Source organism: Mycobacterium sp. (assembly GCF_029961025.1).
Taxonomy (GTDB): domain Bacteria; phylum Actinomycetota; class Actinomycetes; order Mycobacteriales; family Mycobacteriaceae; genus Mycobacterium.
On the sequence record NZ_JASBVP010000007.1, the window covers coordinates 342,926 to 357,061 of the forward strand.

The window sequence follows — 14,136 nt, forward strand, 5'->3', positions numbered from 1 at the left end:
TTATTTGCTCATTTGCGCACCAGCAGATCCGCGGGCGGGGCCGGGTCCCGCGGTTGTACCGGCTGGTGGGGGTAGCCGATCGCGATGGCGCCCAACGGTTCCCAGTCGTCGGGCAGCTCCAGCTGGGCGCGCACCACCTCGGCCGCGAAGATCGTCGATCCGATCCAGCAGCTGCCCAGGCCACGCACCGCCAGCGCGACCAGCAGGGCTTGCACGGCCGCGCCTCCCGCGACCGTGAACATGGTGTGCTCGGCGGTGCTGCGAGCGGCATCGGGGTAGCGGTGCGCGCCGTCGGCCACCAGCATCGGGAGAACGACTTCGGGTGCCTCGTAGAGGATCTGGCCCCGCGCCACCCGCCGCTCCACGGCGTCGGTGGGCCGGCCGTCGGCGATCAGGTCGGAGCGCCACTTGGCGCGCATCGCGTCCAGCAGCCGGGTGCGAACCGGGGGTGTCTGCAGCCACACGAACCGCACCGGGTGGGTGTGATGCGGGGCCGGGGCGGTCAGGGCCTCGGCGACGGCGGCCTCGAGGAGGTGCGCGGGCACCGGCCGGTCGGCGAACTGGCGGATCGACCTGCGCAGCAACTGGGCCTGTCGGCGGCCCAATTCGAGGGCTTCGGCGGTGCCGAGCCAAAACAGATCCTCGTCGCCGGGTCGCAGCAAGTCTTGTGCCGTGGAGCCGTTGTCGGTCACGATGCGGCCGCCAAGTCCGCGCACCACCGCCACCGGCACGGCGCCCAGTTTGCCTTTGACCAGATCCGCCGCGGCCGCGATCTCGTCGGCCACGGCGATTTCGCTGACCCGCAACTCGTTGCCGTGCCGGTCGAAGGCGCCGGTATACCTGTGCAGCACAGTCAGACCGGCGGCGCCGACGGCGGCGTCGATCTGGCCGGTGCGCCAGGCGCGGCCCATGGTGTCGGTGACCACGACGGCGACCGTGACACCGAGACGTTCCCGCAAGGCGGCGCGCAGCGCCGCGGCACTGGCATCCGGGTCGACGGGCAGCAGCGCCAGTTCGGCCGGGCCGACGTTCGAGGCGTCTACCCCGGCGGCGGCCTGCACCACACCCAGGCGGCCCTCGGTGATCAGGGTCCGGCCCTTGCGGGCCAGCACCCGCACCGACTCCTGGCTGATCAGCTTGCGCCGCAACCGGTCTCGTTTCACGGCGTCGTTGGGTGCTGGTATCAGCCGGCCCTCGCACTTCGACACCACCTTGCTGGTCACGACCACCACGTCGCCGTCGCGCAGCCAGGGCGCGGCCGCCGCCAGGGCCGCGCCGAGGTCGTCGCCGGGCCGGAATTCGGGAAGCCCGGCGACGGGAAGGATCTCGACGGGCGAGCCGGAGCCGTGGTCCGGCGGCACCGGATCCCCGACGTTCACGCCGGCACCCCCGCCAGCTCCAGGCCGGCGCTCACCATCTTGGCCGTCGCTTCCGGGTCGGTCATCAGCAGGGGAACCGATCGCACGGCCACACCGTCGATCGCGGCGTGCTCGCCGTCATGCACGAGCCAGCAGTCCAATATCCCGGTGTCGCTGCGGGCCCCGTAATAGCGGCCCACCGCCTCCGCGGTGGACTCCACACCGATTGCGGTAAGACACTCATAAGCCATGCCGCGCAACGGCTTTCCATCGATGATCGGCGAGTATCCGACAACCGGGGCAGTGGCTGAGCGCAGTGCCGCCCGGATGCCGGGGACCGCCAGGATGGCGCCGATACTCACCACCGGGTTCGACGGCGCCAACAAAATGATGTCAGCCTCGGCGAGGGCTTGCGCCGATTCGGTTGCTGCGCTGGCCGTTTCAGAACCGATGAAGGCGAAGCCGTGCGTGGGCACCTGGGCGCGGTAGCGCACCCACCATTCCTGAAAATGGATTGCCCGCCGGGTGCCGTCAGCAGGGTCGGTGATGACCACGTGGGTTTCGCACCGATCGTCGCTGGCCGGCAGCAACCGCGCCCCCGGCCGCCAGCGGTCGCAGAGCGCAGCGGTGATCTGCGACAGCGGGTAGCCGGCCCGCAGCATCCGGGTGCGCACCAGATGGGTTGCCAGATCGCGATCGCCCAGGTGAAACCAGTCGGGTTGCACACCGTAGCGGGCCAGTTCCTCCATTGCGTGCCAGGTTTCGTCGCGGTGGCCCCAGCCGCGCTCCGGGTCGACACCGCCGCCGAGGGTGTACATGCAGGTGTCCAGATCGGGGCAGACCCGCAGCCCGTGGATCCAGGCGTCATCGCCGATGTTGACGATCGCGGTCAACTCGTGGTCACCGCTCGGAAGGTGTTGGGGGGCAAACTGACCCAGGCCGAGCAGGCGCTGCACCCCAAGCAGGAAACGGGCGCCGCCGACTCCGCCGACGAGAACCGTGACCTTCACACCGCAGACAGTACGCGGAGTTCGCGAGGCCGCGGGGGTGGGCCGCGCTTCCCCATCTCCCGGCGACAGCCGGCGAGAGCGCAACCAGCCCACCCGGTGCGACACGCCGCAGGCCAAAGCACCGCAGAACCGCCAAATTTTGATCACGAGATGGTATGAAATTGCATTCCGGATCTTGACCGCGGTTGCTTACGCGTGTGTAATCACATGAGTGTCATTTCTCGGCCCGACCAATTACCGTGTCGCAGCCGGGATTCGGTCACATGTTCGAATATTGAGATGGTCGCAGATCCAACCACATCACAATAGCGGGCGACATTCACGAACAACCAGGTGAGGAGTCGGAGCATGTCCTGTGAGCACCTGCGGGGCGTGGTGGGAGGCACCCCGCACGTCAATGCCGGCACCGCGAGAACGGCCGCGATAACACGGCCGCATTTGAGTTTGGTTGCCGATGCGCCCGAGCTATTTCCGCGGGTGGCGGTAACGGCGGTCACCAGGGAGCAGTGGCAAGACCGGGCATTGTGTGCGCAAACCGACCCCGAGGCGTTCTTTCCCGAAAAGGGCGGCTCCACCCGCGAGGCCAAAAAGATCTGCCTCGGCTGTGAGGTCCGCGCCGAGTGTCTGGAGTACGCCCTGGCGCACGACGAGCGTTTCGGCATCTGGGGTGGTCTCTCCGAGCGGGAGCGCCGCCGGCTCAAGCGCGGCGTCGTCTAGCGGCGCGGGCGATCAGCCCCCGTTCTCATCGATCGTCGGGTCGATCACCGACGGCTCGACGTCGAGATAGGTGGCTACCTGAGCCACCAGGATTTCATGCAGCAATTCACCCAGTTCCACGGTGTCCTTGGCGCGTCGCTCAATCGGCTTGCGGAACAGGACGATTCGCGCCCGCGTAGCGTTGCCGCGGACATCGACTCCCGCGGGGATCAACCGGGCCAGCGGGATCGCGCCGTCAGCGAGCACCTCGGGCGGCCACTGCACGCTGTCGGGATCCTTAGGGGCAATCCGGGGGATCTCGTCGACCGCGATGTCCAGTTCCGACAGCCGCTCATGCCAGCGCTGCTCGATGGGTTCATACGCCTCCAGCACGGCCATGTCGAATCGCTCGGCCCGGCTGCGCCACCCGGGCACCGTCGGCGGTAGCAGCGGCCCGCGGATATCCCGGCCCCGCCGCAACGCCGATCTGCCCGGCGACCGGGCGCGTCGGTGGAAGCCCCGCGAATCACCCATTGACCGATGGTAACGGTTGCACATCGCGGCCCGGGGCACTGCGCGTGTCCGGCGCTGCCGGGCCGTTTGTTGACGATAGCCTCTGGGTCGTGACCGTTCCCCGTCGCTGTTGCCGGCCCGGGTGTCCGCATTACGCGGTGGCGACGCTGACGTTCGTCTATTCGGATTCCACCGCGGTGATCGGTCCGCTTGCCATCGTGCCCGATCCCCATTCTTGGGATTTGTGCGTGGGTCACGCCGGGCGGATCACCGCGCCGCGGGGCTGGGAACTCGTCCGCCATCCCGGCCCGCTGCCCGCCAATCCCGATGAGGACGACTTGGTTGCGCTCGCCAACGCGGTACGTGAGGGGCGGCAGCGGTTGACGACCGCCCCCTCGCTTAACGGTGTTCCTCCACAAGCAGCGGATGCCGCCGCCGATTCCGGCCGACCCGTCGGTGGCCACGCCGGCATGGCGGATGCCGGGCGGCACGCCCCGACCGGGCGCTCCAGCCGCGCCGGACGCCGGCGGGGCCATCTGCGGGTGCTGCCCGATCCCCCCGACTAGCGGCGGCTCGGCGGAAACTCACAGGGGTTCGGCGCAGCGACGGGCAACCGAATTCGCAACGACTAGGCTTGGGTGCCAAGAGTCCACGTCGTCAGGAGCCCGGTATGTCTCGGCCCGTCGCGGCTGTCAACCACGTGATCAAGGCCTATGACGTGCGGGGATTGGTCGGCCAGGAGATCGACGAGTCGCTGGCAGCAGACATCGGCGGCGCGTTCGCCAGGATGGTGCGCGGGGAGGGTGCGCGCCGGGTGGTGATCGGCCACGATATGCGAGACAGTTCGCCATCGCTGGCCGCCGCCTTTGCCCGCGGGGTTCTCGCTCAGGGCCTGGATGTGGTGCGCATCGGCCTGTCCTCCACCGATGAGCTGTATTTCGCCTCGGGGCTGCTGGATTGCCCCGGCGCGATGTTCACCGCCAGCCACAACCCGGCGGCCTACAACGGCATCAAGATGTGTCGGGCCGGCGCCAAACCGGTGGGTCAAGACAGCGGGCTCGCCGCAATCCGAGACGAGCTGATCGCCGGTGTCCCCGGCTATGACGGGCCGCCCGGCCAGCTCACCGATCGCGACGTGCTGGGTGACTACGGAGCGTTTTTGCGCTCGCTGGTGGATTTATCGGGGCTGCGTCCGCTGCGGGTGGCCGTCGACGCCGGCAACGGGATGGCCGGGCACACCGCTCCGGCGGTGTTCGGCGCGATCGATTCGATTACCTTGCTGCCGTTGTACTTCGAACTTGATGGCAGGTTTCCCCACCACGAGGCCAACCCGCTCGATCCCGCGAACCTGGTGGATCTGCAGGCCTACGTGCAAGAAAACGGCGCCGATATCGGGCTGGCCTTCGACGGCGACGCCGACCGGTGCTTCGTGGTCGACGAACGTGGCCGTGCGGTCGCGCCGTCCACGGTGACCGCCCTGGTTGCCGCGCGCGAGCTGAACCGGGAAGCGGGTGCGACCGTGATTTACAACCTGATCACCTCGCGGGCGGTGCCCGAACTGGTGCTCGAGCGTGGCGGCACGCCGGTGCGTTCCCGTGTCGGGCACTCCTACATCAAGACCCTGATGGCCGAGACCGGCGCGATTTTCGGTGGCGAGCATTCCGCGCACTACTACTTCCGCGATTTCTGGGGCGCCGATTGCGGGATGCTGGCCGCGTTGCATGTGCTGGCCGCCCTCGGCGAGCAGCGGCGGCCGTTATCGGAGCTGACCGCCGACTACCAACGCTATGAGTCCTCCGGCGAGATCAACTTCACCGTTGCCGACGCGGCGTCGGCGATCGACGCGGTGCTGAGGTCCTTCGGCCCCAGGATCCGCTCCGTCGACCACCTCGACGGGGTGACCGTGGACTTAGCCGATGGCAGCTGGTTCAACTTGCGCAGCTCCAACACCGAGCCGCTGCTGCGGTTGAATGTCGAGGGGCGCAGCGTCAAGGAGGTCGAGGCGGTGGTGCAGCAGGTCGCTGGGCAACTGGCTGCAACGGGTGCCGTGCGCGAGCGACCGCGTGAAAAGGCGCGGCGGTGAACGCTATTCCTGCCGTGATCGACCTCGATGACGCCCCCGGCCTGATGGCCGCCGACCGTGACGGTCTGCTGCGCGCCGCGGCGAGCGCGGGCGCGCAGGTGCGGGCCACCGCCGCAGCGCTCGACGAGGGCCTTTTGGACTCGGTGCGCGAGCAGGGTCGCCCGCGCACCGTGACCTGGGTGGCCGGCCGGGGCACCGCCGAGACCGCCGGCGCCATGCTGGCGGCGGCGTTGGGCGGTCTGGCCGACGAGCCGATCGTTGTCACGGCCCAGCCACCGCGGTGGCTGGGGACGCTCGATGTGCTGATCGTCGCCGGCGACGACCCGGGCGACCCCACGCTGGTCGGTGCGGCTGCGGCCGGGGTGCGTCGTGGCGCTCGGGTGGTCGTGGTGGCGCCCTACGAAGGTCCGCTGCGCGACGCCACGGCGGGCCGGGTCGCGGTGCTGTCGCCGCGGCTGCCGGTGCGCGACGAATTCGGGCTCTGTCGATACCTGGCCGCCGGCCTGGCCGCGCTGGGATGCGTGGACGCCAAGCTTGGCACCGACCTGGCGGTGCTGGCCGACCAGCTGGATGCCGAGGCGTTGCGCAATAGTCCCGGCCGCGAACTGTTCACCAACCCGGCAAAGACGCTCGCCGAGCGCATGTCCGGCCGGCGGGTGGCATTGGTCGGCGACTGTGCGGCCACCCTGGTGCTGGCCCGCCACGGGTGCTCGGTCTTGCTGCGGGTAGCCCATCAGGTGGCCGCCGCGGCCGGGCTGGCGGATGCCGTGGCGGCGCTGCGCTCCCCGGCGGTGTTCGGGCCCACCCCGGTGGAGGCGCTGTTTCACGACGACCAGATCGACGGTCCGCTGCCCGAGCGGCTGCGGGTGCTGGCCTTGACGTTGCCCGGCGACCGGACGGTGGTGGCCGCGCGAGTCGCCGGGCTTGACGACGTGGACCTCGTCGGCGCCGAGGATGTACCCGATTCGCCCGATTCGCCCGGCAGTGCGACGCCGCCGGGTGCGCGACGGACCGAGCAGCAGCTGGCCATTTTGGCGCTTCGGCTGGAAATGGCCGCGGTTTACTTGCGACTGGTGCGGGGATAACACGATCGTGGAACTGCTACGCGGAGCGATACGGACCTACGCTTGGGGCTCGCGGACCGCAATCGCCGAATTCACCGGACGACCGGTGCCGGCCGCTCACCCCGAGGCCGAACTGTGGCTGGGCGCGCACCCCGGGGACCCGGCGTGGCTGGAAACCGAGCACGGCGAAACATCGCTGCTAGACGCGCTCACCGCCGATCCAGACGGACAGCTCGGCACGGCGGTGCGGGCCCGTTTCGGGGAAACGCTGCCGTTCCTGGTCAAGGTGCTCGCGGCCGAGGAGCCGCTGTCGCTGCAGGCCCATCCCAGCGCGGCGCAGGCGCGGGAAGGCTATCAGCGCGAGGAGCAGCTCGGCATTCCGGTCACCTCGCCGGAGCGAAACTACCGCGACAGGAGCCACAAACCCGAGCTGGCTATCGCGCTGGCGCCTTTTGAGGTGCTGGCCGGGTTTCGACCGCCGGGGCGCACCGTGCAGCTGCTCCGGGCGTTGGCGGTCTCAGACCTCGACCCGTTCATCGATTTGCTGAGCGGCCAGTGCGACGCCGACGGCCTGCGAGCACTGTTCACCACGTGGATCACCGCTCCGCAGCCCGACATCGACGTGCTGGTGCCCGCCGTGCTCGACGGCGCTATCCACTATGTCAGCTCGGGGGCGACGGAGTTCGCTGCGGAAGCCAAGACGGTGCTGGAGCTGGGGGAGCGCTACCCCGGTGATGCCGGTGTGCTGGCGGCGTTGTTGCTCAACCGGATCAGCCTGGCCCCGGGGGAAGCGATCTTCGTCTCGGCCGGTAATTTGCACACCTATTTGCGCGGGGTAGCGCTAGAGGTGATGGCCAACTCCGACAACGTGTTACGCGGCGGGCTTACCCCCAAGCACGTGGATGTGCCCGAGCTGCTGCGGGTGCTGGACTTCACCCCCGCTACCGAGGCCCAGTTGCGGGTCCCGACACACAAAGACGGACTCGAGCTGGTCTATGACACGCCCGTTGAGGAGTTCGCGGTGTCGCTGTTGAGCCTCGAGGACGGCTACCTCGGCCATCAGGTCGACGTACCGTCGGCACACGACGGGCCGCAGATGCTGTTGTGCACCGAGGGGCGCGTGACGGTCTGCGGGAAGTCGGGGATGCTCACGCTTCGCCGCGGCATGGCCGCCTGGGTGGCGGCCGACGACGGGCCGATCCGGCTGCTGGCGGGCCGGCCGGCCGCGTTGTTCCGGGTGACCGTGGGCCTATGAGCGGAACGGGGAGCGGTAGGGCGGCCTCCGCTAGCAGGCGGGCCATCATGGCGGCACTGGCGGCCAACGCCGGTATCGCGTGTGCCAAGTTCGCCGGGTATCTCATCACCGGCAGCTCGTCGATGCTCGCCGAGTCGGTGCACTCGCTGGCCGACACCGCCGATCAGGGCCTGCTGCTGCTGGGCCAGCGGACGGCGGTCAGGCAAGCCGACAGCCTGCATCCCTTCGGCTACGGGCGCAGTCGCTACTTTTGGTCCTTTATGGTCGCGCTGGTGTTGTTCGCGGTCGGATCGGTGTTCGCGCTCTACGAGGGCTACCGCAAGATCACCCACCCGGCGTCGCTGAGTTCACCCGTGGTGGGGATCGTGATCTTGGTGGTGGCAATCACGCTGGAAAGCTACAGCTTTCGCACCGTGATAGCCCAGTCGCGGCCGTTGAAGGGCAACGACGGCTGGTGGCGGTTTATCCGGGGCTCCCGCAATCCCGAGCTGCCGGTGGTGTTGCTGGAGGACACCGCGGCGCTGATCGGGCTGGCGGTCGCGCTGGCCGGCGTGGGCCTGACGGCGGTCACCGGGGACCCGGTGTGGGACGGCCTCGGCACGATCGGCATCGGGGGGCTGCTCGGGGTCATCGCGATCATTCTGATGGTCGAGACGCACAGTCTGCTCATCGGCGAGGGCGCCACCGGGGCCGAGGACCGGGCCATCCGCGCGGCGCTGGAGCACACCGCGCACGTTGATCGCCTGATCCATCTTCGGACCCAGTACCTGGGCCCCGACGAGATGCTCGTCGGGGCCAAGATCGCGCTGGCTCCCCAGGTGCAGCTGGCAACCGTGGCGGCCGTTATCGACGCCGCCGAGGCCAATATCCGCGCGGCGATACCGACCGCGCGGGTCATCTATATCGAGCCCGACCTGGATCGGTCGGGCACCCGGTAGCGGCCGCGCCGCGTCCGCCCGCGCTTTCCGGGCGCGGCGGTCCGCTCCGTCACCAGCGTCTGCCCGGACGGCAACATCCTCGGTTCCGTCTCCCCGGGTCAACAACCGCGACACCCGGACAACCCCGGCAACCCAGCGAGCACCCAGGAAACCCGCCACCCCACGAGGCAACCGGCAGCTGACACGCACCAAGACCGTGCTCACAGAACCACGGCAAAAATCCAGGCGACCCACGACCGTTCGGGGCCGCCCACCGGGCGAAACTCAGTTTCACCCAGTGTTGAGGAACGGTGTCGGACAACCCGGGCGGTCGGCCCCGGCCGACGGCACCGGATCGCCGCCGTCCAGAAGGGCGAAGCGACGCAAAAACTCGCCGCGCAGCTGCGCACCGTAGTCGGTACTGTGCCCACGAAAGGAACAAGAAACGCAAAAGGCAAAAGGAAAGACGGAAGCAAAGCTGAAAGGAAAGGTGCATGACCGGCCGCTGGCGCACGAAGTCGGTCGAGCAGTCGATCGCCGGCACCGACGTACCGGGAACGCGGCTGCGCAAGGAGCTTAATTGGCGCGACCTGGTGGTATTCGGGGTCTCCGTGGTGGTCGGGGCCGGTATTTTCACGGTCACCGCGTCCACCGCGGGTGACATCACCGGGCCGGCCATCTGGGTCTCTTTCCTGATCGCTGCGGTCACCTGCGGTCTGGCGGCCCTGTGCTACGCCGAATTCGCTTCGACCGTTCCGGTTGCGGGCAGCGCCTATACCTTTTCGTATGCCACCTTCGGCGAATTTTTCGCCTGGACTATCGGCTGGAACCTGGTGCTCGAGCTGGCGATGGGCGCGGCCGTGGTGGCCAAAGGCTGGTCGAGCTACCTCGGCACGGTGTTCGCCTTCATCAACGGCACCATCGCTGTCGGCTCGTTGAAGGTCGATTGGGGCGCGCTGCTGATCGTCGCGCTGGTGGCGGTGTTGCTTTCGCTGGGCACCAAGTTGTCGTCGAAGTTTTCCGCGGCCGTCACCGCGATCAAGGTTTCGGTGGTGGTGCTGGTCGTCATCGCCGGCGCTTTTTACATCAATCCCGCAAACTTCTCGCCGTTCATCCCGCCGCCCCGGGCCGGCCGCGCCGGAACGGGTGTCGACCAGTCGGTGCTGTCGCTGCTGACCGGCGCCCATACCAGCCACTACGGTTGGTATGGCGTGCTGGCGGGGGCGTCGATCGTGTTTTTCGCGTTCATCGGGTTTGACATCGTGGCGACCATGGCAGAGGAAACCAGGTGTCCACAGCGTGACCTGCCGCGGGGAATCCTGGCCACGCTGGCAATCGTCACCGTGCTTTATGTCGCGGTTTCGGTCGTGTTGTCCGGGATGGTCCCCTACACCGACCTGCGGACCACCCCGGCCGGCCGGCACGCCAACCTGGCCACCGCGTTCGCCGTTGACGGGGTGTACTGGGCATCGGGCGTGATCTCCGTCGGTGCGCTGGCGGGGCTGACAACGGTGGTGATGGTGCTGATTTTGGGGCAGTGCCGGGTGCTGTTGGCAATGTCGCGTGACGGACTGCTGCCCCGGCCATTGGCCAAAACCGGCCCCCGCGGCACGCCGGTGCGGATCACCGCACTGGTGGCGTTGTCGGTGGCCGCGGCGGCGCTGGTGTTACCGATGGGCAAGCTGCAGGAAATGGTCAACGTCGGAACGCTGTTCGCGTTTGTGCTGGTGTCCGCGGGGGTGATCGTGTTGCGCCGCACCCGACCGGACGTGCAGCGGGGTTTCCGGGCCCCCTGGGTGCCGCTGCTGCCGATCGCATCGGTGTGCGCGTGCCTGTGGCTGATGCTCAACCTCACCGTGTTGACCTGGATCCGGTTTGCCGTCTGGATGGTGGCGGGGACGGTGATCTACCTGGGCTATGGTCGCCGGCACTCGGTGCTGGCCGGCCGCCGGGCGGCACACCCCGCGGCCGAGCGCTCCGGTGGCTCGGCGCGGCTGCGGGCCGGATGACGGAGCCACGGGTAGGGTGCTCAACCGACTCAACCGGCCGGCTTTCCCACCCCCGCTGCGTCGTGGCTAACGTGGAGCCCAGCCAAGCAGTTGCACCGACGACGATGGGGTTCAGGATGACGACTACGGAAACGGCACTGACCGCCGATGTTCGCAACGGCATCGAGTTCAAGGTCGCCGACCTGTCGCTGGCGGACTACGGCCGCCGCGACATTCAGCTCTCCGAACACGAGATGCCGGGGTTGATGTCGCTGCGTCGCGAATACGCCGGGGTTAAGCCGCTGAAGGGCGCCCGCATCTCCGGCTCGCTGCATATGACCGTGCAGACCGCAGTGCTCATCGAAACCCTCGTCGAGCTGGGTGCCGACGTCAGGTGGGCGTCGTGCAACATTTTCTCCACCCAGGATCATGCCGCCGCGGCGGTGGTGGTGGGCCCGCACGGCACCCCCGAGGAGCCCCGTGGTGTCAGCGTGTTCGCGTGGAAGGGTGAGACCCTCGACGAGTACTGGTGGGCTTGCGAGAAGGCGCTGACCTGGCCCGATCCCGACAAGCCGGTCAACATGATCGTCGACGACGGCGGGGACGCCACCCTGATGGTGCTGCGCGGCAAGCAGTATGAGAAAGCCGGTGTGGTGCCGTCCGCCGACGAAGACGACCCGGCCGATCTTAAGGCGCTCCTGAACCGGCTGCGGCAGGGTTTCGAGGCCGACAAGACCAAATGGACCCGGATCGCCGGGTCGGTCAAGGGCGTCAGCGAGGAGACCACCACCGGTGTGCACCGGTTGTACCAATACGCCGCCGCCGGGGATCTGCCGTTCCCGGCGATCAACGTCAACGACTCGGTGACCAAGTCCAAGTTCGACAACAAATACGGTTGCCGGCATTCGCTGATCGACGGCATCAACCGTGGCACCGACGTGTTAATCGGCGGCAAAAACGTGCTGATCTGCGGTTACGGTGACGTTGGCAAGGGCTGCGCGGAGTCGATGAAGGGCCAGGGAGCCCGGGTCACCATCACCGAGATCGACCCGATCAACGCGTTGCAGGCGCTGATGGACGGCTATGACGTCAAGACCGTCGAGGACGTGATCGGCGAGGTCGACATCGTCATCACCGCCACCGGCAACAAGGACGTCATCACGCTCGAGCACATGAAGGCGATGAAAAACCAGGCGATCCTGGGCAACATCGGGCACTTCGATAACGAGATCCAGATGGCCGCGTTGGAACGCTCCGGTGCGAGCAAACTCAACATCCGGCCCCAGGTCGACCTGTGGACCTTTCCCGACACCGGTAAGTCGATCATCGTGCTCTCCGAGGGCCGGCTGCTCAACCTCGGCAACGCCACCGGGCACCCGTCGTTTGTGATGAGCAACAGCTTCTCCAACCAGGTGATCGCCCAAATCGAACTGTGGACCAAAAACGATAAATACGACAACGAGGTCTACCGGCTGCCCAAGCACCTCGATGAGAAGGTGGCCCGGGTGCACGTCGAGGCGCTCGGCGGCAAGCTGACCAAGCTCACCAAGGAGCAGGCCGACTACATCGGTGTCGACGTCGACGGCCCCTACAAGCCCGACCACTACCGCTACTGAGGGTCTGTTTCGGTCGGCGCGTGGCGACCGGGGCAACGTCGCGGGCGAGATCGCGACCGGCTGCGGTGGCAGTGTCCCGGTCAGCGAGGACCGCCTGGCGCGCTGCGGCGCACTGCCGCCGAATGTCGGCAGGCGGCCGGGTTTTCTGGGTAGGCTCGCGCCGTGTTGATCGCCATCGAAGGGGTGGACGGTGCCGGGAAGCGCACACTCTGCGACGCCCTACGCGCAGCGATCGAAGCCGATGGGCTCTCGGTGGCCACATTGGCGTTTCCGCGCTACCGGGAGTCGGTGGTGGCCGATATCGCCGCCGAAGCGCTGCGCGGGCAGCACGGTGACCTGGCGTCATCGGTCTACGCCATGGCGTTGCTGTTTGCACTGGACCGTGCGGGCGCCAGGGACCAGATCGGCGGGCTGTGCCGCGACCACGACGTGGTGATCCTCGATCGCTACGTGGCCTCCAACGCCGCCTACAGCGCCGCGCGCCTGCACCAGGACGCGATGGGCGAGGTGGCGGCCTGGGTGTACGCCATCGAATACCGCCGGCTGCGTCTGCCGGAGCCGGATTGCCAAGTGCTGCTCGGTGTGTCCCCCGAGCTGGCCCGGCGGCGGGCACGCCGCCGGGCCCGGCTGGACGCCGGCCGCGGGCGCGACAGCTACGAACGCGACGACGACCTTCAGCGGCGCGCCGGCGCGGTGTACGCGGGGCTGGCCGCCGCCGGATGGGGTGGGCGATGGGTGGTCGTCGACGCCGGGGTGGACCCCCGCCGGCTGGCCGCCACCCTGATCCCCCGGTGAGCCGGGGTCTTCGGTCGCTGCCCCGGGCGAGTGTTTGCCGGCCTCGTCTGCAAGAAACGCGCGTGTGATACCTCAGATTTGTCGCGAACTGGTGACACCATGGACACCATGAAGCAAAGGATTCTGGTCGTCGATGACGACGCCTCGCTGGCCGAGATGCTGACCATCGTGCTGCGTAACGAAGGGTTTGACACCGCGGTCATCGGCGACGGCAGCCAGGCGCTCACCGCGGTCCGCGAACTGCGCCCCGACTTGGTGCTGCTGGACCTGATGCTGCCGGGGATGAACGGTATCGACGTCTGCCGGGTGCTGCGTGCGGACTCCGGTGTGCCCATCGTGATGCTGACCGCCAAGACCGACACCGTCGACGTGGTGCTGGGGCTGGAGTCGGGCGCAGACGATTACATCATGAAGCCGTTCAAGCCCAAAGAGCTGGTCGCTCGGGTGCGCGCGCGGCTGCGGCGTAACGACGACGAGCCCGCCGAGATGCTCTCGATCGCCGATGTCGACATCGACGTGTTGGCCCACAAGGTCACCCGCAATGGTCAGCAGATTTCGCTCACCCCGCTGGAATTCGACTTGCTGGTGGCGCTGGCACGCAAACCCCGCCAGGTGTTTACTCGTGATGTGCTGCTCGAACAGGTGTGGGGTTACCGACATCCCGCGGACACCCGTTTGGTGAACGTGCACGTCCAGCGGTTGCGAGCGAAGGTCGAGAAAGACCCGGAGAACCCGCAGGTGGTACTGACCGTTCGAGGAGTAGGTTACAAGGCCGGACCTCCGTGATCCGCGCCGGCGACGATGCAGAGCGCCGCGATGCCGGCGATATTCGGGGGCGGCG

13 protein-coding genes are annotated in these 14,136 nt (G+C 68.1%); 10 read left to right on the plus strand and 3 right to left on the minus strand.

The window, feature by feature from the left end; all coding sequences use genetic code 11:
- Positions 1–8 precede the first annotated feature (8 nt).
- Both QJR12_RS11305 and cofD read right to left on the minus strand, forming a co-directional pair.
- Entirely contained in the window at positions 9–1,361 is a 1,353-nt protein-coding gene (locus QJR12_RS11305) for a coenzyme F420-0:L-glutamate ligase (RefSeq protein WP_300582445.1), read from the minus strand.
- Between the two features lie 14 nt (positions 1,362–1,375).
- The gene (gene cofD / locus QJR12_RS11310) at positions 1,376–2,368 is read right to left on the minus strand and encodes a 2-phospho-L-lactate transferase (RefSeq protein WP_300582041.1); all 993 of its coding nucleotides are present in this window, start codon (positions 2,366–2,368) and stop codon (positions 1,376–1,378) included.
- A 348-nt stretch (positions 2,369–2,716) separates the two neighbouring features.
- Here cofD and QJR12_RS11315 point away from each other — a divergent pair, with 348 nt between their 5' ends.
- Complete coding sequence (locus tag QJR12_RS11315) at positions 2,717–3,085, plus strand: WhiB family transcriptional regulator (RefSeq protein ID WP_366526304.1); 369 nt, start codon at positions 2,717–2,719, stop codon at positions 3,083–3,085.
- A gap of 12 nt (positions 3,086–3,097) precedes the next feature.
- On the opposite strand, the gene QJR12_RS11320 is transcribed toward QJR12_RS11315, so the two are convergent.
- Positions 3,098–3,526: a metallopeptidase family protein gene (locus QJR12_RS11320; protein WP_300582451.1), complete on the minus strand. Its 429-nt coding sequence runs from the start codon at positions 3,524–3,526 to the stop codon at positions 3,098–3,100.
- Between the two features lie 161 nt (positions 3,527–3,687).
- Here QJR12_RS11320 and QJR12_RS11325 point away from each other — a divergent pair, with 161 nt between their 5' ends.
- The 9 genes from QJR12_RS11325 (at position 3,688) to mtrA (ending at position 14,081) form a co-directional block, all read left to right on the plus strand.
- The gene (locus QJR12_RS11325) at positions 3,688–4,143 is read left to right on the plus strand and encodes a DUF3499 domain-containing protein (RefSeq protein WP_300582044.1); all 456 of its coding nucleotides are present in this window, start codon (positions 3,688–3,690) and stop codon (positions 4,141–4,143) included.
- A 104-nt stretch (positions 4,144–4,247) separates the two neighbouring features.
- Positions 4,248–5,660: a phosphomannomutase/phosphoglucomutase gene (locus QJR12_RS11330; RefSeq protein WP_300582047.1), complete on the plus strand. Its 1,413-nt coding sequence runs from the start codon at positions 4,248–4,250 to the stop codon at positions 5,658–5,660.
- Entirely contained in the window at positions 5,657–6,745 is a 1,089-nt protein-coding gene (locus tag QJR12_RS11335) for a TobH protein (RefSeq protein WP_300582049.1), read from the plus strand. Before QJR12_RS11330 ends, QJR12_RS11335 begins: the two co-directional genes overlap by 4 nt.
- A 7-nt stretch (positions 6,746–6,752) precedes the next feature.
- Positions 6,753–7,979, plus strand: a complete 1,227-nt coding sequence (manA, locus tag QJR12_RS11340; RefSeq protein WP_300582052.1) for a mannose-6-phosphate isomerase, class I — start codon at positions 6,753–6,755, stop codon at positions 7,977–7,979.
- Positions 7,976–8,917, plus strand: a complete 942-nt coding sequence (locus QJR12_RS11345; RefSeq protein ID WP_300582054.1) for a cation diffusion facilitator family transporter — start codon at positions 7,976–7,978, stop codon at positions 8,915–8,917. The genes manA and QJR12_RS11345 overlap by 4 nt, the downstream gene beginning before the upstream one ends.
- Before the next feature lie 473 nt (positions 8,918–9,390).
- Positions 9,391–10,905 (plus strand): amino acid permease, encoded by a 1,515-nt coding sequence (locus QJR12_RS11350; RefSeq protein ID WP_300582057.1) that lies wholly within the window; start codon positions 9,391–9,393, stop codon positions 10,903–10,905.
- A 116-nt stretch (positions 10,906–11,021) separates the two neighbouring features.
- Positions 11,022–12,500 (plus strand): adenosylhomocysteinase, encoded by a 1,479-nt coding sequence (gene ahcY, locus QJR12_RS11355; RefSeq protein ID WP_300582060.1) that lies wholly within the window; start codon positions 11,022–11,024, stop codon positions 12,498–12,500.
- A 162-nt stretch (positions 12,501–12,662) separates the two neighbouring features.
- Positions 12,663–13,295, plus strand: coding sequence for a dTMP kinase (locus tag QJR12_RS11360; RefSeq protein WP_300582062.1), 633 nt, complete (start codon positions 12,663–12,665; stop codon positions 13,293–13,295).
- Between the two features lie 99 nt (positions 13,296–13,394).
- On the plus strand, positions 13,395–14,081 hold the full coding sequence (gene mtrA, locus QJR12_RS11365) for a two-component system response regulator MtrA (protein ID WP_300582065.1): 687 nt from the start codon (positions 13,395–13,397) through the stop codon (positions 14,079–14,081).
- Positions 14,082–14,136: the final 55 nt, after the last annotated feature.

Bases quoted from the DNA above. Each gene is read 5' to 3' on its own strand.
- QJR12_RS11315 (WP_366526304.1), top strand. From the start codon at position 2,717: ATGTCCTGTGAGCACCTGCGGGGCGTGGTGGGAGGCACCCCGCACGTC.
- QJR12_RS11345 (WP_300582054.1), top strand. From the start codon at position 7,976: ATGAGCGGAACGGGGAGCGGTAGGGCGGCCTCCGCTAGCAGGCGGGCC.
- QJR12_RS11350 (WP_300582057.1), top strand. From the start codon at position 9,391: ATGACCGGCCGCTGGCGCACGAAGTCGGTCGAGCAGTCGATCGCCGGC.
- mtrA (WP_300582065.1), top strand. From the start codon at position 13,395: ATGGACACCATGAAGCAAAGGATTCTGGTCGTCGATGACGACGCCTCG.
- ahcY (WP_300582060.1), top strand. From the start codon at position 11,022: ATGACGACTACGGAAACGGCACTGACCGCCGATGTTCGCAACGGCATC.
- QJR12_RS11330 (WP_300582047.1), top strand. From the start codon at position 4,248: ATGTCTCGGCCCGTCGCGGCTGTCAACCACGTGATCAAGGCCTATGAC.